Raw genomic sequence first — 19,669 nt, 5'->3', positions numbered from 1 at the left:
TTATGTCTAACCGTCAATTGCCTGAAATGATCTTCGATTCGAGCGTCCAATTTCATGAGCTTGTCCATGCATTGATTGAATGGCCGGAATTGTATTCGCATATGAAGCAAAATCCCGAGGATGCGAATGAAGCCGTAAAGCTTGCCTTGCAAACCGTGGAAGATTACAAAGCGGGCAAGGAAGCTGCTTACTACAGCCTGCACCGGGCTCTGGATCTCCTCTATAGCATAAACATTCACCCGATGGAGCAAAAGCCGGTGTTCAACCAATATGATCCTACGCTGATGCGCATCCAGAAAGAATTAGAGGAAGCTTGGGAAGCTTACGAGGACAGCCGTTTTCCCGATATCGACATTCCGACGGATACCAAGGAATTCCAGCGCTGGTTCATGAGGACGATCCTGGATCATGAAGCAGCCAATCATCAATTGTATGCCTATTTGGAGGAAAGCTGCTCCAGAGAGGAAATGAGCTACTTCTTCTCTCAAGAGATTACGGTAGACAGCCGTTTCGACGATCTCGTTGCCCTGGCGCAGATCGGCACCAGCGAAGTGATCAAGATGGAGCTTGCCGAAAATTATTGGGATGAAATGGGCAACGGTGAAATGGATAAAGTCCATACCGTCATGTTCAATTATTTGCTGGACGAGCTGGGGCTCCTGAATGATACGAATACCTTGTCTTTAGTAGAAGGCGCTAGCTGGCAGTCCCTGGCGGTAGGCAATACCCTGCTGTATTCCGCCCTGTACCGCAAAAATCTGTATCGGGCCTTGGGCTGTCTTGGAGCGGTCGAGCTAGTAGCGCCAAAACGCTTCAGCAGACTGGTCAAGGGATTCAAACGCCTCGGCATCAGCGAAAAGGGCCGGGAATACCATACCCTGCATATCCAAATTGACACCCGCCACGGGCATGGATGGGTCAAAAACGCGATTGTTCCGATCATCAAGGACAATCCTGAAGCCAGAATCGAGATCGTAAAGGGAGCCTTCTTACGCTTAAACACCTCAATGGACTACTGCAATAAAATTTATGAGCGCTTCTCCAAAGTAAGCGTATAAACATTTAACCCGGCAACCTGATATTCATTAGGTTTAACGGATATTAGCATCCATTCTATGAAGGTGGGAGGTCTCTTCCGTGCTAGATGCATTGACAGGGAAGTCTGTAGATTCGCTGGGCAGCCGCATTTCATACTATGCCGGGAAGCAGCCGAATAAAATGGCTGTCCAGGACAGCCGGCATTCACTGACATACGCCGAATTGGACAAGCACAGCTTGGCTTGCGCTGCCGCTTTATCCCAATGGGGAATCACCCGCGGAGATCGAATCATCTGCTTCGCCCAAAAGGAAGTCTCACTGGTAGCCGCCATCATCGGCTGCCTGCGTTTGGGGGTGGGGTATGTCCCTGTAGACCCTAAGAACCCGCCAGGCCGCTTGCAGCACATCGCGCGGGAAATCGCCCCCAAGGCTGTAATTTTACCGGAAAAAATGCTGGCGGAGGCAGCCGGGCTGGATCCGGAGATCAAGCGGATTCCCCTGGAGTCAATCTCCCCTTTCCACGCAAAACCCTGCCATCTAACGGAAGATTCTATATCAGGCCAGGCATGGCCTGATATAGATATCTCTGATATGGCTTATTGCATGTATACGTCAGGATCGACGGGCATGCCCAAAGGGGTGGTGATCGAGCACCGAAGCATGCTGGCCTTCTTTGCGGCGGTCAACGAATTCATGAACATCACCGAAGAATCGGTCTGCATGAACACCTCCCCTTTTTATTTCGATGTATCGATTGTGGATACTCTGCTGCCGCTGTATTGCGGGGCAAGCGTATACTTGTACGACGAATTCATGATTCCTTCCCTGGTGCTCCAATATATCGCCAGACGGAGGATTACCCACTTTGCGGCAGTAGCGCCAATTCTATCATTGCTGTCTGAGGAGCCCCATTTTGGCAAAGAGGATTTTTCCAGCCTGAAACGGATTATGACGGGAGCAGAGGTGCTGAACGTCAAGTCGATCCAAAGATGGCTCCAGGAGGTTCCAGCCTTGACGATCATCAACGGATATGGGCCGACGGAGGCTACGTGCGTGTGCCTGGCCCACCCGATTACAGCCGCTAATGTGAATGATCATCATTTATTTCCCATCGGCCGGCCTTTAACCGGCATAAATGCTTTGTTGATCGATCAAGCGGGAGAGATCATAGAGACCCCAGGGGTCAGCGGAGAGCTGCTGGTTGCCGGAGACCAGCTCATGCGGGGCTACTGGTCGAATCCCGAAGCAACGAAATCCCGGCTCGTCGCAATCCATGGGGAGGTTTATTACCGGACCGGGGACATTTGCCAGCAGGATGAACAGGGCTTGTATCATTTTATCGGCCGGGGCGACGATGAGGTCAAAATACTCGGCTACCGCATTAACTTAAATGAAATCAGGGGGGCGATCGGGGAGATTCCCTTGGTAAAGGATTTCATCCTGAGCATCATTCATGAGGAAGGCCGAGGTAAAGTATTAGCGGCCGCAATTATTCTAAAAGACGGCGACCCGGAGCTCGGCAAGCTCGCCGATGTTCAGGCAGCGCTTAAGGACAAGCTCTTGGATTACATGGTTCCGCGTTATTTGCTGCTATGCACCGGATTTCCCAAACTGCCGTCCGGCAAAACGGACGCGAAAAGGATCGCCCGGTATATCGAAGAACAAATCAAGCACAACAAAACATCCTTGCACTTGCAGTCCGCAGATTGGCCATAACTGGAGGGGATTAATATGTTGAAGCCTTTATATATCACAGATTTGGATGGTACTCTGCTTCGCTCGGACTTGAAATTATCCGATTACACCCGAACGGTCATGAACAGAGCGATTCATGAAGGGGTAAATTTGACGTACTGCACGGCTCGCACGTATACGGCAGCGAGAAGTTTATTGAGCGGAATCCAGTTCCGCCTCCCTGCCATTTTATTAAACGGTGCCATAATGGTAGATCCTACCGAGCATAAACCTATCATTTGCAACAATCTCGCATTCGAAATCGCCGAGGATATTATAGATAAAGGAAAGAAATATAATTTGTTACCAATAGTCCTAAATTATGATAATATACAAGAGACTGTAATGCATTTCGGGCTGCAGAATCAAGCCCAATGCAATTTAATAAAGCAATTGAAGGCGTGGCACCACCCCGTTTCCCAACAATCGAGGCTTATGCCTTCCGACACCTTATTGAATTTATTCTTCATCGCTCCCTACGAACAACTGCTTCCCTTTCAAGAATGGATCGATTCCACCTATAGAGACAGCGTAGATGTGCTCATATTCGAGGATTCCTATAATAAAGGATTCTTCAATCTCCAAATCTCCAATCCAAGGGGGAATAAGGGACTTATGGTTCAGGAACTGGCTGCTTTCTTAGGGATTCCTTTATCCGCAACGACCGTATTCGGTGACCACGTGAACGACCTCTCCATGTTTGCTGTAGCTGGGCGCAAAATCGCTGTAGGCAATGCACATGAAAGCGTCATGCAGATCGCTGACGAATCTATTCTCAGCAACGACGAGGACGGCGTTGCTAAATATTTGGGAGAGTTAATCAGTTGAGCGCGGTTCTGTTGCCCATCCAGCCGCCGATGATCACCGGTTACGTCCATCACGGTCATGTGCTAAGCATCCTCGCCCATTATCCCGAGAGCTCGGACTGGTTCTACAGCAATTATATTCAATTATATTGCCACCGTAATTTTAAGGACAGCAGCGTACCTTTCAACTTCTTCATTTACGACGAACTCATCTATGAAGCTGACAAGCAGCGTTATACGACAGGATTAAGCCATTACCTGAATTCCATCCCCTGGCTGAGCGCAGAGAAAATATCCCGGCAGAGGATACTCCAAATGGGACGGGATTGCGTCTCTTTCTTGAAAGAATGCATTCATGCGGAGTGTTACATTTTTACTTATATCGATGAGTTTTTTATCCCTCATACTCCTTTCTATCAAAAGAATCGATTCGCGCATCAAGTTTTGATTTTTGGCTATGACGACGAGGCCGGGACTTTTCAGGTTGCAGATTTCATCCAAGACCGGAACCAGACGAAATATACCCAATTTGACGTGCCCTATGAACATATGGCTCAGGGATTCAGCCAAGTCGAATTGACCGGAGAGCATCGCCAGTATACCTATCTGCTGCGCTACAGGCCGCATACCGTGTATCCCTTCGATCTGCAGCACGCCTGTCGCCAGCTCTCTGCTTACGTAAATTCCGGGAATTCCTATCACGACATGCGAAATATGCAGCCGCCCATCGAACTGGCTTTCGGCATGGAATCCTATAGCTGCTTAGAGAATTACCTCGAGCAGCTGAGGCAGGATCGCATCGCCTTCGACGTACGCCCATTCCATATTATGTGGGAGCACAAGACCTGCATGCAGGCAAGGCTGGATCATCTGATCACCCGATTGGGGCTGGAGGATTTGCGGGATGTCGCCGCCGAATACGCCCAGGTCGAGAAGGGAATGAGAACGGTGCGCCTCATGCTCATGATGTATCAGCAGAATCAGGATCCTGCGCTCATTTCCAAAATGATTGCGTCTCTGCAAGATACGGCGCCCCTGGAGCAAAGCTTGCTCGAACGGATGCTGGCTGTGATAAGCTCTTCCGATGCGCAGTTGAAAGGAGGAATACGATGAAGGCCAGCATTATTATGCCGACTTACAATAGCGTCGAATTAATTATTCCCTGCCTGATCACGTTAAACCATCAGATTCTGGAGGAGGGGGACAGCTTCGAGGTTATTGTCGTGGATGACGGCTCGAACGACGGAACAGGCGAAGCCATACATGAACTCATCCTTAAATATGCGCTGAAATATTTTTATATCGACAGGTCTCTCGCCTCATCCCGGGCGGCCGCCCGGAACCTCGGCCTTACAGAGGCAGAAGGCGAGGTCATTATATTTTTGGATGGCGACCATCTGGTGCCTCCGCATTTCATCCAGGAGCATTTGAGATATCATCGGGAGCGGGATGACCTCGTTGTGATCGGCTTCCGGAACTACTTGACGTCGAATGATTTCGATGTGGAGAAGCTGAAGACCGAGTTCCGGGAGGATCTGCTGCCGGAGCAGCTGCCGGCGGACCGGCTGCTTGCCATTGATGCATTTTCAGAGAAAATGAGTAATCTGGAGACCGTCTGGTACTTCTTCTTTACCTGCAATGCCTCCGTAAGCCGCCGGAATATTCAAGAAGCCGGGCTGTTCCACGAAGGCTTCAAAGGTTGGGGACTCGAGGACTGCGAGCTGGCTTACCGGTTGTATCAGCAGGGATTAACCTTCGTTTATGCGAAAAATGCGCTCATTTACCATATGTACCACCCTAGTGAATATGACGAGAACCGTTATCAGAACTGGCTGAAAAATCTGCACACCTTCCAGGAGCTGCACCCGTCCATCGATGTTCAGCTGCTCCAGCTGCTGAAGCTCTTTTTCAATCCTGAGATCCGCTTATTCTGGTTCGACAGCTACCTCCGGTTTGAATATGCCGTTCGCGCAGCCCATGGCAATTTGCCCTACAAGGGCCCCGTAAGCGTCTACACCGTGCACTCGCCACTCGATGATGCTTCTCTGAATGAGCTGATCCGGGAGGCGGATGAGAGGGTCGTGTTCGTCATCGACGAGTCCAGAGATTTTCGGACTTCCCTGTCATTGTTATGCGCAGCCAGCAAGTACGACCTAATGTACTACTCTGCCCCGAGCTGTCCTCAGAAGGAAATGATCTTCCGGCAAATAGCTCAATATGGAGTATGGAGGCAGGTTGATTACGGCAAGCCGATAAAGGAGGAACATCCATGAGTTCAATGAATCAATGGAATGCAGATTTGTACGACGATAAGCTTAGCTATGTCTCGCAATACGGCATGGGGATTCTCTCGATTTTGAATCCGCAGCCGGGCGAACGCATTTTGGATCTCGGCTGTGGAACCGGCGATCTGGCTAACGAAATATCTAAGGCCGGCGCTCAGGTGACGGGCATGGATTATTCCAAAGAGATGATCCGGCAAGCCAAGAGCAAGTACCCGGATATTCCGTTCATTACCGCTAATGCCGAGAACTACCGCCCGGAAGAGGCCTTCGACGCCGTATTCTCCAATGCGGCTCTGCATTGGATGAAGAATGCGCAGGACGTCGTTAAGACGATCTACAGCTGTCTCCGCCCTGGCGGCAGGTTCGTCGCGGAGTTTGGCGGCAAGGGAAACGTAGGCATCATCACGGAGAATACGATAGCCGTCCTTGAAGAGTACTTTGGCGTCCCCGATGCCAGAGACCGGAATCCCTGGTATTTCCCCAGCATTGCTGAATACACCACCTTGCTGGAACACCAGGACTTCCGGGTGACCTATGCCGAGCATTTCGACCGGCCAACCCCTCTGGAGGACGGAGAGAACGGTCTTCGTCACTGGCTCGCCTCCTTCACAGGCGACTTCTTCAGCGGCTTGTCCGAAGGCGAGAAGCAGCAGGCCTACGCGTTGATCATGAACCGGGCGAAGCCGCTTCTATTCGACGGTCAGATCTGGTCTGCAGACTACAAAAGAATTCGTATCGCTGCAATCAAGCACTGAAGTGAGAAGGAGGAAGCCTTTTGCATAAGCTAAAACAAATATGGGCTTTATTCTCGATCCCGAACTACACTATTCTCATTATTTCGACCTTGCTGCTGGGGATATGCATCTCCTTCACCTATCCCTTCCTGTCCTTATTTGGCGTAGATGAGGTGGGCATGTCCCCCTCCTATCTAGGCTATTTCATGACCGTTACCGCCGCATCCAGCGTGCTGATCAGCACAGTGCTTGGCAGACTGTCCGATCGGTACTGGGGAAGGAAATGGGTGATCATCCTCTCGGTTAGCGCGGCGATCATCGGCTACATACTGTTCATTTACGTTAGGAATTATTACGTTCTGCTTGCCGTTTCCTTTCTATGTCTCGGCACGGCGTCCTCTGCGTTTCCGCAGATGTTCGCTTATGCGCGTGAAGAAGTGAACCGGAGCGGCTCGAAGCAAGCCGACATGGCCATCAATACGTTAAGGATGTTCTTCTCTCTCGCATGGGTCATCGGCCCGGCAATTGCTGCTATACTGCTTGCCTCGGCCGGCTTTCAGGGGTTATTCCTCTCAGCCGCCGTGACTTACGGCATTGTATTCCTCTTCGTTCTGATTTTTCTGAAGAACTCGAACCGCCAAGAGACCGCTCAGAAGAACGAAGCGCCCGTGAATTTAAGGAAATTTCTCCTGAAGCCGCGCATTGCTGGAGTATTGGGCTCCTTCATCCTGCTCAGCGTAGCCTCGACCATGAGCCTGGTGAACCTTCCGCTATACGTAACCCGGACGCTCCATGGCAGCCAGTCCGATGTAGGAGTGCTGTTCAGCGTAGCCGCGGCCGTGGAGATTCCCCTGCTGATCGGAGTGGGCATTCTGGCGGCAAAATACCGTAAATCCAAGCTGATCAAGATCGGGGCGGTCTTTGCAATTGCTTACTACGCCCTGGTGGCCGTCACGCCGATCGTATGGGCTATCGTTCCGATGCAGTTCCTAAGCGCAGTCGCCGTGTCGATCGTTATGGGGCTGGGCATCAGTTACTTTCAGGACCTGCTCCCGCAGGAGCCCGGAACCGCAACAACGTTATATTCCAACACCTCGGTTATCGGCAATATGCTTGGCGGAATTATCGCCGGCAGCGTCGCGGAGTGGTTTGGCTTCCGCATCGTATTTATAGTCTGTGCCGTCATGGCAGCCATAGCTTTTCTATTGCTGCTAACAGATCGGGAGTCCTCAGTGCAGGCGATAGAGGAGCATAATTCCGTCTCGACATGAACCCTGCTTCATGCAGCGAACACATATAAGTGAATGACAAAAATCCGAGATGGTATCATCATCCCGGATTTTTGGTGCTTCATGATCTCTATTCATATTCCGTACGTTACCGCGGTCAAATCAAATTAAACTCGATCCAGCCGATTTGCAGGCCTGGCTTGAGGAAATCAAGCGTCAGCTCGTACAAGCCCGCTTCCAGCTCGACCTTCACCAGCTTCTGGCGGATCCATTTGCCCTCCGTGCCGTTCGTCTGGATGGTCACCATCGGCTGCCCGTTCAGCATGACGTTGCATACGCTCTGCGCCAGCTCCGGCTCAGGAGACATGATGTTGACGATAATCCGATACTGTCCGGCCTGATCCACCTTCACGTAAGCCGCGCCTGTGGCCGAAGGCTTGATCTGTGCATCGCGGGACAGCTCCTGCGCCTGCTCCGGCGTTAAAGCTGGATTTGCTTTGAAGGCATGCACCGTTTCGACAATTTCCTGTTTCCGGTCGAATACCGGGGCCTGCATGAGAAACGCGCAAATATTCATCGCACAGCGCTGCAGCTCTCCGCGGGTCAACGTGCCGTTGCTCAGCGATTCGAGCGTATTGTCGTCATACGCATTGACCTCGGCGCCGTAGTTGGTGACGACCATATACAGGTCGTTCTGCGCGCGAACCATCCAGTTCGTATATTTCCGGTCCGCCTGGCCGCCATGGACGACGTCGTTCATGACCGCCCACCAGTCCGTCATGACGATGCCCTTAAAACCCCATTCTCCGCGAAGAATCGTCGTGTTCAAGTCGTAATTGGAGGCGGCCCAATGCCCGTTAACCGGGTTGTACGAGGTCATGATCGAATTGGCCCCGCCTTCCTTCACGGCAATCTCAAAGCCCTTCAGATAAATTTCCCGCAGCGCGCGTTCAGACACGACCGCATCGACCTTGCTGCGGTGCTTCTCCTGGTTGTTGCAGGCGAAATGCTTCAGCGTCGCGTAAGATCCGCCACTGATAATCCCCCGGGTGCAAGCTGCGGCGAAAGCCCCGGAAATCAGCGGGTCCTCGGAGAAATACTCGAAGTTGCGCCCGTTCAGCGGGCTGCGCCGAATGTTAAGCCCAGGTCCAAGCAGCGTATCAATATTGTTTCTTAGCAGCTCCTGCCCTTCCATGACATAGAGCTCTTCAACCAGCTCCACGTTCCAGGTCGCGGCCAGCAGCGTGCCGATGGCGACTTGGGTCGCCTTATCCCCGCTGTCCATCCGGATGCCGGAAGGGCCATCCGCCGTACAGCCGACCGGGATACCATAGCTCAGCAGGCGATCGCTGACGCCGCCGAAGGCCGATGCCGTACCCGGCGTCACCAGCGGGCTGACCATGCCCTCGCCCCGCACGATCGTCGCCAGATCCTCATCGCTAAGCTGAGCAATGAAATCCTCCATGCTTACTTTGCCGTCATGCACATCTCTTAGCTTATAGCCCTGGTCACCTGTTTGCTTCAAGCTCTGCGGCAGATTCTTCTCAATCCGCTCGGCCAGGGAAATCTTCTGCTTTGGCGCAGCCACAAAGGCAAGCTCATAGGAGCCGTCTTCCTTCCGGGCGCCCGGCTTCATGCGGGTGAAATCCTCCGTCGGGGCGAGCGCCTCCTCCAGCTGCTCCACCACTTGAAGGGCCGCCACTTCGTAGCCTTCCTGCCCCTCAACTGTGACATGTGCTGCATTCTTAACGCTATTTCCGACATAGAAACGGTACACTCCGGCTTCCAGCACATAAGCGGAAGGAGCACCGGTCACGCCGCCGTCGTCATAAGAGGCCATGGCATGGACAGGGAAGCTTAGCGTCAGGCGCTGCGATTCACCCGGCTGCAGCTCCTTGGTCTTGCCAAATGCGGCCAAGGCTCTGGCCGGCTGGCCGAGCTGGCCTTGAGGAGCTTCATAATAGACCTGAACGACCTCTTTGCCCGCATAGACGCTGCCCGTATTCGTTACGGTCACGCCGATTTCCACGCAAGGCTCTCCTTCCCGGGCAGCAATCTTTGCTTCCTCCGGCTCAATCCGGAATTCCGTGTAAGACAAGCCGTAGCCGAACTCGAACTGCACCTTATCCGGGCAGAATGTCTCGAAATAACGATACCCTACATAAATGTCTTCCTGGTATACGTTCTTGAATTCGTTCCCGTAGTTGCGGGTCGAAGGGTAATCCTCGATGGAGTAAGCGATCGTATCGGTTAACTTGCCGCTCGGCGTCACGTCGCCGGCCAATACGTCGGCAATGGCATTGCCGCCTTCCATGCCGCCCTGCCAGGCATAAATGACGCTTGAAATCGGATGCGCGTAATCGGCGTTATCGATCCAGCTCATATCGATAATATTGGAGACGTTCAGTACAACAATCGTCTGCTCGAAATGGGCGGTGACCTGCTTCAGCATGGTCTTCTCCTCCGGTGTCAGCTGATAGCTGCCCGGCTCATCGGCGTTATCCTGATCCTCGCCCGCGGTACGTCCGATGACGACGATCGCCTTATCCGATTTGCTTCTCGCTTCGCGCACCAGCTCATCGGTGAGCGGCATCTCCTTCTGGTGCCAAGGCTCTGCCGCCCAGCCGCCTCCGCCATTATCGAACGGGTTCTGTTCGATCCATTTCTCGTATACGGCCGCCAGTTCCTCGTTGACGGCTATGTTCTTCTTGCCGCGAAGGCCATCCAGCAGATTGGTCGTATAAGCAACGTTTACGCTGCCGCCCGAGCCTGTACCGCTGCGATAATAGTTGACCTGGATCCGGCCAAAAATCGCCACGTTTTCATTGTTTTTCAGCGGAAGAGCTTGTCCTTCATTTGTTAACAGCACGGCGCCTTCCGCAGCTACTTTCCTGCTGAATTCAGCAAAGCCTTCTAGTGGAATTCCCAATTTGCTTGTCGTCACTTTTTTCTCTCCCTATGCCTTTTTATAAATTTAACAATAAATTTGTATGATTGAAGCGGTTACAACCTTCGCCGATCAAGGCGGTTATTTACCGGCTCTGATGTTCTCCATCGTTACCCGTTCCAGCTGAATATCGGAGAAATCACTGACCAGCCCTTGACCGGTTGGCGATTGGGACACGATTCCCACCTTCAGCGTATCGGAAGCCTTCAGATTGAATACTCTGACCATCCGGTAGTTCGCCCCGTCCGTGGAGTAATGCATGGCGAATGCGTCGCCTTTTCTGCCGATTTGCAGCCATACGCTTTTATCGTCCAGGTTCACTCCGTTGGCATCATCCGACACGCCGTCCGTCACGACACTAACCACAGTATATGTACCAAAATCACTGTATTCATGGCATAGCTTCGCCCAGCGGTTATCGCGGTCCATGATAAAGAGCGCTGCCCCATCGTAGGTAGAGATGAAATCATGTCTTACTTTAGCGCGCAATACAAAATCCCCTTGGACCTCGGTATATAAAAATGGCGCATTGTTCTTGACTTCCCCAGACTCCGGATTAATGAAATAATCGGTATTTCCTGGTGCGGGAATTTGAAGCAATTGATCCTTCTCCATGATTTGGGATTCATTCAGCCACTTGTCGAATGGGTGCATATGCTCTCTCTCCTAACATGTAATTTTCTTTAGTATAACGCATATTTGGAAGCCCTAACAGATGCTAACTCAGCTTCAAGCTGCTTGAATTTTATTGGAGAAGAGGTCCATGTGGGAATGCCATGATCTGCCGGGCCTGATGCTAACGGACACACAGGTCGCTATTCCGGCTTTTTGACCAAATTTGATATGCTGTACGGACCCTGGTTCCGCTATTCAGTCTATATGAACGCGTTTTGCCCCAATTCCCCTTGGATAGCGGAACTGCGGTCCGTTAACTTCGGAATTGACGGTTTTTTGGGAAAATAGCGGATCTACGGTCCGCTAGATCGCCGGAGCAATCAGGGGCAAGGCGATCGTATCCCCACCTGTTGCCGTCCTCAAATTCATAAACCTCCATTGAGCAGGCGAAGCTCAAAGAATACTTCACTCAATCCCATCCGATCGTACTAAACGGCGATGCCGGAAGCCCCTCCCGGTTATACAAATTCGCCCCCGCCGGATTGTTCGCCCAGGCATACCTCGCATGGACAGGCTGCGAAGTCCCCTCATGCCGGACAATGACCGTGCTGCCGGAAATGACTGCCTGCGCCGGGAAGAAACGTCCATCCGGGCCGCTGACTGCAAATCCACGAAGCCCTCCGCTCCCCCCGCCCGCAATCAGCCCGCTGCCGGCATGGTCGAAATGCAGGACAATCGCGCCCTCACGCTGCTCCATCCTTGTGTACATCGGCCCGCTGTGCACCAAGTGCTCCTCGCCGTAGGCCAGCTTCCGGGCGCATAATGCAAGCCGCTGACCGACCGTTCTCTTATCCTGCGGATGCAGATCGTTATACTCCCCGACATCAATGGTTACCGCCATCGCGGTATTCGGCACCTCCAGGCTTCTGCGCTGCTCCTCCCGCAGCTCCGCCCAATTCACTTGAGCATCGTCCTCCTCGCCAAAATTGGCAAGCTGCACATAAATAAACGGCAGGTCAGCGCTTCCCCAATTCCGCCGCCAGTCCCGAACCAATGCCGCGAACAACTTGCGGTATCCCGCAGGCTGCCCGGTGTTGGATTCCCCTTGATACCACAGAATGCCCTTAACAGGATATTCCCGCAAAGGAGCAATCATGCTGTTATAGACGCCGGAAGGCTTATACTGGAAAAAAGTACTCGGCTCCAGCGCTTCAATGCTCGTTCCGACCCGATACTGCCACATCCCGCGCAAATCAAGCTCCTGTCCGCTGCCGACCAGCTTATACGGCATATCGGGCACGAAGGCCCCGGTATTCTCGTTGCTGACGACGCGAACGGCAATCGTATTGCGCCCCGGCTTCAACAGCCCCTGAGGAACGGGATAGCGTCTCGGCGGATACCTATAACCGGTACTGCCCACGGACACCCCGTTGATATACGTATCGTCCGCATCCACGATCGTTCCCAGCTTGAGCATAACCTCGCCCTCCAGCATGGAGGCGGGCACATCGATTTCCTTGCGGAACCAGACTGCCCCGCGCAGCGGCTCCAGCCGGCTGCCCGACCAAGAGCCTGGAACCTCAGTCAGCTCCCAATCCGCCGTATCGCACACGGCATTGAACCAGCCTTCCTGCAGCCCCAGATCGGTATCGTTCAGATGGCTGTACCAGAGGCGGCTGCGCTCTTCATCCTTCCGCATCGTCTCCTTCACGTAGCCATCGTCCTTGCACTGCTCCAAGACGGCTTCATAGCCGCCGACCTCCCTGAGCGTCTCCTCGCTCATCCAGGCTTCAATCGGTGTCCCGCCGACCGCCGTTTGCACGAGTCCGATAGGCACCTGATATTTCTCATATAACTCCCGAGCACTGAAGAACCCGACCGCGCTAAAATGAAGCACATCCTCCAGAGCAGCCGCGATCCACCGCCCGCCTGGCAGCTCCAGCCGCGGCGCCTGAAAATTGTACGTCTGCGGTACCGCGAACTGGCGAATCTGCGGCAGATTGACGCTGGCCACTTCCTCCGCGAGCAGATCCAGCGTCCGCCGCACCGGCAGCTCCATATTGGACTGTCCGCCGAGCACCCAGACATCACCGATTAGAATGTCGCGAACGACAAGCTCCGCCTGACTCGACCATATCGTCATCTCGTATGGTCCGCCCGGCTCCAGCTTTTCCAGCTCAACCCGCCAGTGCCCGGAGACATCCGCCGCTGTGCTGTATGTTTTGCCGAGAAAAGAAACCCGGATCTCCTCCCCAGTTCCTGCCGTTCCCCAGATCGGCACATGGGCGGCCCTTTGCAGCACCATCCCGTCGCTGAGCATGCTATGCAGCTTCATCCCAGACTGCTCCCCTTCCATAGGTGAATCTATCATCGCCACTCCCCTGGGTACCTTTCCATAGACACTCTTCCATAACACTCTTCTATAGGTACGCTTGATTCGATCTTACTTCATTCGTATGCCCAGGGAAATGGCTCATTTTAAAGATCAAGCCCCAAAATTTCAAGTTTATTCATAAATTAGACGTGAGGCGGCCAGTTCTACAGCACCGAATTCACCCGACAAACAATAAATCCATACCTCATAAGAGGTATGGATTTATTGTTGAGGCCAGGGAGGCACGCCCCTATGGCTCCCCCCTCGTTGCTTCTATTTCGTGCGGATTGAGACCGAGCCTTGAATGCCCGGGCTGTACATATCGGGCGTGATTCCAATTAACACAGAAATCGTGATTTGATCCTTCAGTTCGGCTCCTAGCAGCGGAACCTCCAAATTCTCGGGCCAAGGCAAGAATTGCTTCAGCTGCAGCCTGCCATCCACATAAATTTCAATATCACCGCTAATCGAATGGAACCAGAGATAAGGCCTCCCCGATTTCTCCACATCCGATATCGGTGCCTGGTTGCGGTAAGTGACATAGCCGCTGGCGCCACGCAGCATCTGAAGGGCGCCGAAGCTGACATCGACCATCTCCCACGAGTTCATGTCCGTAGGATGAATCATCACGTTCGGATCCGGGCGCTCCGCAGCAATCTCCTGCGTGATCAGCCAGTTGTTGATATACCGTTCATCTACGGACGGGACGAAAGGCAGCTCCTCAACAGGTTGAACAGGGATAACATGAGATGCGGGCTGCAATCCGTCACCTTCGATCGTTAGCACAATGTCCTCCTCTCCAACCTTGCTTTGGACAATCAGCTGACAGCATCCGTTGAACAAGCTGCGCTCAGCAGCATAGTCCGGCTCATGGCAGTTCGGGTCTCCATTGCCTACACCAAGGATGACCCCGCTTCCTTTGATGGAGAAGGACATTTTGCATTGCTCTGTAGGAACGAACCGGCCCTGCCCATCCACCGCATAGACATTGACTGCCATCGCATCCCTGCCGTCGCCGGATAAAGCTAGCTTCTGAGTCTCGACGCGTACAGTATGAGCCTCATCTGCCGTTTGGATCTCCGCTGCTTTGACGAGCTGGCCGCCCTTATATCCCTCCATCCTTAAGGTGCCCGGCTCATACACGGCATCCCATTCATATTGCTCGTAAATATCAATAGGCTGCCGATCGATAAGGACATCGTTCAGGTACAGCGCGACCTCGTCGCAATTCGTATGCGTCATGATTTTGACCTGCTGCCCCTCTCGGCCAGGCCAATTCCAATGTCCTACAATGTGCAGCACCGGCTCATCCCGCCAGAAGGCTTGATATAAATAGTACGAATCCTTCGCGAATCCGCAGGTATCCATAATTCCAAAGTGCGTGCTGACACTCGGCCATTCATACGGCGTCGGCTCACCGCGGTAATCAAACCCCGTCCATACGAAGGTGCCCATGACAAAATCACGAGTATTAATGGTCTTCCATGACTCCCTTACACTATTTCCCCAACTGGCCTTCTCTCGGTCATAGCTGTCGAATATTTGCCGGCTGTCATCGCTAATATAATTGCCGCGGGTCGAAAAGGCGCTGACTGTCTCGGAGCCGATGATCGGCTGATTCGGATGCTTTTCCCTGAACTTGTCGTATCCGCCATTCATATAGTTGAAGCCTACGATGTCAGTAACATCAGCAGCCCCCTCGTCCTCCATCACCCCGCCATGCATGGCGCCCAGGATAGGCCGGGTAGGATCCAGCTTCTTCACGGCGCGAATCATCCGTTTCACCATTTTCCGTCCAATCGGCGTCCCTTGCAGAGGCTCCTCATTAAATAGGCTGTAAAATACTACAGACGGATGGTTGCGGTCCCGAGTCACCATGTTCTCCAGCTGCCGCAGCCCCTCCCTGGAGCTGTCAAAGTTCCTGTTCTCGTTCATGACCAGCATCCCCAGCCGATCACAAGCATCCAGAAGCTCCGGCGCCGGGTTGTGATGAGCACAGCGATACGCATTGCTGCCCATCTCCTTCAAGCGCCAGATGCGATATTCCTGGATTCCGTCCGGCAGGGCGACGCCTACTCCCGCATGATCCTGGTGATTGCACGTGCCTTTTATTTTTAGGGGCCTGTCATTTAAATAGAAGCCGGTATCAGGACAAATGCGGATGGTGCGATATCCGTAATTCGTAACGGCCGTATCCAGCTCTTCCCCATTCACGACAAGGATAGAGTACAATTTGTATAGATGAGGGGCGTCCACGTCCCACAATGCCGGATGCTCGATCGGAAGATCCTGCGTAACTGCGAGGGATTGTCCCGCTGCGCAGCTGCCGCTTGCTAGCTCTTCCGCCACGATATTGCCGTCTGCTTGCTCGACTCGGGAAATAAGCTGATATTCTATAGCAGCTTCCGTTTCATTCCTAATCGTCGTCTCTACATTCGTAAGCCATCGACCAGCCTCCTGCCTTATTGGATTCACCCATATGCCGCGATGAGCTATATGAACGGGCGCGGTCTTCGTTAACCAGACATGCCGGTATATTCCAGCCCCCTCATACCACCAGCCCTCCGATACGGTGGCATCGACCTTCACGACGAGCAGATTCGGCTGATCGCCAAAATAGGCGCGATCGGTAATATCCACGGTAAAGCTCGTATATCCGCAAAAGTTCCTTTCGAGGATGCTTCCGTTAAAATAAACCGCAGCATGTGTGGCAATCCCGTCGAACTCCAGGAGAAGCTGCTTCCCCTGATCAGCGGGATCCAGTTTGAATTTTTTGCGGTACCAGCCTATCCCGCGGGGATAATAACCGAAGTCTGGAACCCCGTTCTCACGGTCGAGGGGCTGCTGATAAGACCAGTCATGCGGCAATTGCACCGTGTCCCACTCGTTGTCGTTCCACTCCATTCCCGCAGGCCCCCGGATCCCTCCCGCTTTGGCAAGACCGTATACCGCCTTATGGCTGCTTTCCTTCGCTTGGACAGGATCCCCTAAATGGAATCGCCAGTCTCTATCCATGCTCAGTCTTTCTCTCATGTTCTCAAATCCTTCTCCCTATGATATCCCCATTCTATGAAAATTTAAGGAAGGTAAGTTAGGACAAAAACGGACGGAAAATAGTATAAAATGAACATCCCTCCGTTTAGCTATTGTTCTTTTCCTGAAGTAGGATTAAGAATATAAGTAGTAGACTAATAGACCCATTATTACATCGATGAATTGGAGAAGACACTATGCTGATGCCTTTTCGACTGTTTCCGAACCCCTCTTCCCACCCGCTGCCTCTGGCGCTCTATAGCTGTGGACTGCATGAACAGAACTATCAATACAGGCCGATGGGATATCCGACCTTGCAATGCTTCATTAACTTTGGCGGATATGGTACATTTCACTTTCCCGATGGTAAAGAGCTCGTATTGACTCCCAATCATGCCCTATTGCTGCCAGCTAAGGCTGCCCACGAGTACTATCCTGGCTCGGGCCAGACCTGGCTTCTGGGGTTTATAAGCATATACGGCACGGCGGTAGAGCCTATGATCAACGGCTTCGACCTCCCGTTCATGACCAGTATTCCGCTGAAACCCGCAGCCCTTGATGTAATGAGCCATAAATTAACAACGATCTGGCAGGCTTGTATGAACGACTCCCCGGGTATCCAGGGGCAGCTGTCTATCCAATTATATGAATTTTTGCTCCTCTTATCCGAGCATGTCATTAGCCATAAGAATCCTATTCTGCCGAACCAGCCCAAGGCGTCGCAGGATGCGCTGCAGCAGGCCGTTCAATTTATGAAGCAGCATTATGACGAAAATCTGCATATTTCTAATATTGCCCATGCCGTAGGCTACTCCGTTCAGCACTTTCAGCGTATCTTTCGCGATGCCTACGGGATCGGTCCCCACGCCTATTTGCAGCGCGTCCGCTTGGAACAGGCCGCGGCTTGGCTCGAGAGCAATCCTGAATATTCTGTTCAGGAAATCTCTCATCGGCTGGGAATGGAAACCAGCTATTTTATACGTATTTTCAAGAAGAAATACGGGGTAACACCGAGAAACTACAGAAATGCATATGCCTATAGACATCAATTGCAATAACCCTATTTCTGTTCCATTAGGAGTGCAGCTATGTTATTCAAAATCAAGAAAAACAGCATCATGGTCAAAATGATCACCATGTACACTATTCCCTTTATCCTGCTGTCCCTGATTCTCATCTGGAACAGCCAGAAATCAACGCAAAATATTCAGGACAGCTTCATTTCAAATATGTCCCACGCCTTCGACCAAGCTTCACAGGAAATCCAAAGCCGGATTGATATGACGTATGACTTAACCGAGATCGTCAGCAAGAATAGCAAAATCATTACGTTCATAGGCGACCCCTTCCTAGGAGATGAGGCGGATTTCCTCAGCCAATACCTGGACAGCGTGATTCCAATCATTAAATATGCGACTGCATTTACGGAAACCGACGACTATTCCATCCGCATCTATATGATGAATGATCAGATTCCAGAGTCCTGGCCTTACTTCTTGCATCTGAAGAGGCAGGCCTCCAATGCGAAGCTGCAAGCCTTTATGGCACAGGAGAATGAGACGCAAATGTGGCTCAGGCCGGATGACCTCCAGCTCGAGCCAAGCTCCCTGAATTCCGACCGCAGTAAATACACGCTCCTTACCAAGCTGTACTCTCCTTCACGCGAATTATTAGGACTGGTCGCTGTCATGGTAGCCGAGGATCGTCTGCTCAGCACAAATGAAGGCGCTTACCCCTCGGATATTACACAATTCCTGTATCACGAGCCTAATATTACGCTAGCCGCTACCGATGTCGATGAAGCCGCCGAAGCCGAGATCCTGCAGCAGCATTTGACCGAATCTGATGCTCATTTCATTTACGATCAGCATCTCTATTTGTACCGGACATTTGATGCCATACAGCAGACCTTCGTATACAAGGTATCCCTGGAGCAGCTGAATCAGTCGATTCACAAAAGCATGCTGAACCAATTGCTGCTCATCATTTTCAGCGTAATGCTGCTGATCGTAACATGCTACTTCATGTTCAAAACGATTTTTCTGCGGCTGAATCGCATTGTATCCACGATGAGGAAGGTCATCAACGGCAACCCCCATTTGCGAATCAGCGATACCAAGCCGGATGAGCTGGGACAGCTCGCGCAGGATTTCAACGGGCTGATCGAGACGAATAATCACTTAATCGAACGCATCGTCATGAAGGAGCGGTTAAGAAAAGAAGCGCAAATCCAAGCGCTGCAATATCAGATCAACCCGCATTTCATCTACAATACGCTGGATATTTTTCGCATGAAGCTCATCAAGGAACGCATGTTCAGTACAGCCGACCGGATGGCCGATTTCGGAAAAATACTCCGGTACAATCTCAGCAGCAATACCCTGCATACTACGCTCAAGGAGGAAATCGGGCTGATCCGCAAATACGTCAGCCTCCAATCGCTAAGCAGCAGTCAGTCGATCCAGCTCGAGGTTGAAATTACCGAGGAGCTGAAATCGTACCCGGTGATCAAATTCCTGCTGCAGCCGATCGTGGAGAACAGCATTAAATATGGGAAAACCGTGCAGAAGGATTCACTGCAGATTCAAGTTCGCTGCTATGTGCTGAAGCAGCAGGTTCGGGTCGATATTATCGACAATGGCGCGGGGATGAGCGAAGAGAAATTGAACATGCTTAACGAGCATTTTCAAGCTCCGCTTCATTATGAAGAATCCGCTCCCGCTCCGAATGCACCCGAGCGCTCCATCGGACTATATAATATCAACTCCCGGCTGCGCCTGTATTATGGGGAGTCCTACTATATCACCATCGAGAGCAAAAAGAACGATTATACTCAAGTACAGATCAAATTACCCTATGAATGAGAGGCAATAT

Annotated in this window: 13 protein-coding genes; 9 read left to right on the top strand and 4 right to left on the bottom strand. The window is 52.1% G+C overall.

What is annotated here, in order from left to right; genetic code table 11:
- The first annotated feature begins 2 nt into the window (after positions 1 to 2).
- The 7 genes from MKX50_RS01485 (at position 3) to MKX50_RS01455 (ending at position 7,868) form a co-directional block, all read left to right on the top strand.
- A complete protein-coding gene (locus MKX50_RS01485) occupies positions 3 to 1,058 on the top strand; it encodes an iron-containing redox enzyme family protein (RefSeq protein ID WP_339158218.1) in 1,056 nt (351 codons plus the stop codon).
- 79 nt (positions 1,059 to 1,137) lie between these two features.
- Positions 1,138 to 2,754: an amino acid adenylation domain-containing protein gene (locus MKX50_RS01480; RefSeq protein ID WP_339158217.1), complete on the top strand. Its 1,617-nt coding sequence runs from the start codon at positions 1,138 to 1,140 to the stop codon at positions 2,752 to 2,754.
- Between the two features lie 15 nt (positions 2,755 to 2,769).
- Positions 2,770 to 3,600 (top strand): HAD family hydrolase, encoded by an 831-nt coding sequence (locus MKX50_RS01475; RefSeq protein WP_339158216.1) that lies wholly within the window; start codon positions 2,770 to 2,772, stop codon positions 3,598 to 3,600.
- Entirely contained in the window at positions 3,597 to 4,691 is a 1,095-nt protein-coding gene (locus tag MKX50_RS01470) for a hypothetical protein (protein ID WP_339158215.1), read from the top strand. The genes MKX50_RS01475 and MKX50_RS01470 overlap by 4 nt, the downstream gene beginning before the upstream one ends.
- A complete protein-coding gene (locus MKX50_RS01465; RefSeq protein ID WP_339158214.1) occupies positions 4,688 to 5,851 on the top strand; it encodes a glycosyltransferase in 1,164 nt (387 codons plus the stop codon). Before MKX50_RS01470 ends, MKX50_RS01465 begins: the two co-directional genes overlap by 4 nt.
- Positions 5,848 to 6,618 (top strand): methyltransferase domain-containing protein, encoded by a 771-nt coding sequence (locus MKX50_RS01460; RefSeq protein ID WP_339158213.1) that lies wholly within the window; start codon positions 5,848 to 5,850, stop codon positions 6,616 to 6,618. The genes MKX50_RS01465 and MKX50_RS01460 overlap by 4 nt, the downstream gene beginning before the upstream one ends.
- Before the next feature lie 20 nt (positions 6,619 to 6,638).
- The gene (locus MKX50_RS01455) at positions 6,639 to 7,868 is read left to right on the top strand and encodes a sugar efflux transporter (protein ID WP_196427313.1); all 1,230 of its coding nucleotides are present in this window, start codon (positions 6,639 to 6,641) and stop codon (positions 7,866 to 7,868) included.
- Between the two features lie 115 nt (positions 7,869 to 7,983).
- Here MKX50_RS01455 and MKX50_RS01450 read toward each other — a convergent pair whose 3' ends face one another.
- The 4 genes from MKX50_RS01450 to galA form a co-directional block, all read right to left on the bottom strand.
- Positions 7,984 to 10,770, bottom strand: a complete 2,787-nt coding sequence (locus MKX50_RS01450; RefSeq protein ID WP_339158212.1) for a glycoside hydrolase family 3 C-terminal domain-containing protein — start codon at positions 10,768 to 10,770, stop codon at positions 7,984 to 7,986.
- An 84-nt stretch (positions 10,771 to 10,854) separates the two neighbouring features.
- Positions 10,855 to 11,427, bottom strand: a complete 573-nt coding sequence (locus MKX50_RS01445) for a DUF1349 domain-containing protein (protein ID WP_213590739.1) — start codon at positions 11,425 to 11,427, stop codon at positions 10,855 to 10,857.
- 430 nt (positions 11,428 to 11,857) lie between these two features.
- Entirely contained in the window at positions 11,858 to 13,759 is a 1,902-nt protein-coding gene (locus MKX50_RS01440) for a sialate O-acetylesterase (RefSeq protein WP_339158210.1), read from the bottom strand.
- A 276-nt stretch (positions 13,760 to 14,035) separates the two neighbouring features.
- On the bottom strand, positions 14,036 to 16,795 hold the full coding sequence (galA, locus tag MKX50_RS01435; protein ID WP_339158209.1) for a beta-galactosidase GalA: 2,760 nt from the start codon (positions 16,793 to 16,795) through the stop codon (positions 14,036 to 14,038).
- A 197-nt stretch (positions 16,796 to 16,992) separates the two neighbouring features.
- On the opposite strand from galA, the gene MKX50_RS01430 reads away from it, so the two are divergent.
- Both MKX50_RS01430 and MKX50_RS01425 read left to right on the top strand, forming a co-directional pair.
- Positions 16,993 to 17,853 carry an AraC family transcriptional regulator gene (locus tag MKX50_RS01430; RefSeq protein ID WP_155613464.1) on the top strand — a complete coding sequence of 287 codons (861 nt, stop codon included), beginning with the start codon at positions 16,993 to 16,995 and terminating at the stop codon, positions 17,851 to 17,853.
- 30 nt (positions 17,854 to 17,883) lie between these two features.
- The gene (locus MKX50_RS01425; protein WP_213590736.1) at positions 17,884 to 19,659 is read left to right on the top strand and encodes a histidine kinase; all 1,776 of its coding nucleotides are present in this window, start codon (positions 17,884 to 17,886) and stop codon (positions 19,657 to 19,659) included.
- Positions 19,660 to 19,669 lie beyond the last annotated feature (10 nt).

The organism is Paenibacillus sp. FSL W8-0186 (assembly GCF_037969765.1).
GTDB classification, from domain to species: Bacteria; Bacillota; Bacilli; order Paenibacillales; family Paenibacillaceae; genus Fontibacillus; species Fontibacillus woosongensis.
The sequence above is the reverse complement of the archived record's forward strand: the minus strand, read 5'-3'. Positions and strand labels throughout refer to the sequence as shown.